This is a genomic window from Clostridium sp. KLE 1755, from assembly GCF_000466465.2.
In the GTDB taxonomy this organism is placed as follows: domain Bacteria; phylum Bacillota; class Clostridia; order Lachnospirales; family Lachnospiraceae; genus Eisenbergiella; species Eisenbergiella porci.
Window position 1 is genome coordinate 47915 of sequence record NZ_KE992729.1, and the last position, 971, is coordinate 48885.

Sequence of the window (971 nt, forward strand, 5' to 3'; positions counted from 1 at the left end):
CAACGATCCCGGCTACCTTACCTCCGCGGATATCGATACCAGCCAGAATCATGTGCATGCCAACAAAGTCATTCTGGATTCCATTACGCAGGCACTGCTGGACAAATGGAATACCGTTTCCAATAAAGTGGACAAGGTCAGCGGCAAGGGGTTATCCACCAATGATTTTACGGCAGCTCTTTTAAATAAGCTTAACGGCATTGCCGCCGGCGCAGAGGTCAATGTGCAGGCGGATTGGAGCAGTACCGATTCCGCTTCCAATGCTTTTATCAAGAATAAGCCGTCCTCTTTCCCGCCGTCCTCCCATACCCACACAAAGGCACAGATTTCCGACATGCCCACAAAGCTGTCCCAGTTCACCAACGATCCCGGCTACCTTACCTCCGCGGACATCGACACCAGCCAGAACCACACACATGCCAATAAAGGCATCCTGGATACGCTTACCCAGGCCATGCTCGACAAATGGAACACCGTCTCCAATAAAGTGGACAAGGTCAGCGGCAAAGGCCTGTCAACCAACGATTTTACAGCCGCCCTTCTCAGCAAGCTCAACGGCATCGCCGAAGGGGCAAACAAATATACCCACCCCGCTTCCCATCCCGCGTCCATGATAACCGAGGATTCCACCCACCGCTTTCTCACTGATTTCTGCAAAACCATCACGGACTGGAACTCGGCGGCGGCAAATGGTTTTTATATGGGAAATGATGCCGCAAACGCCCCGTCAACGGGCTGGTATTTCGGCCGCGTTACCGCCCATAACGCCAACTACCTGTACCAGGAGGTATATCAGTTTACGGCAAGCGCGGACGCCAGGGCCGTACCCAAATACATCCGTGTAAAATCAAACGGCGCCTGGGGATCCTGGTCCAATGTCACCGTTGCGGCGGCGGTTCCCTCCAACGCCAAATTTACGGATACCGTGTATACCCATCCCAACAGCGGCGCATCGGCCGGAACCTATAAAA

1 protein-coding gene is annotated in these 971 nt (G+C 53.7%); it reads left to right on the forward strand.

Features of this window, described 5'->3' with window-relative positions:
• Positions 1-971, forward strand: a 971-nt coding sequence (locus tag HMPREF1548_RS30065; protein WP_021637559.1) for a pyocin knob domain-containing protein, incomplete at both ends; no start/stop codon positions are given.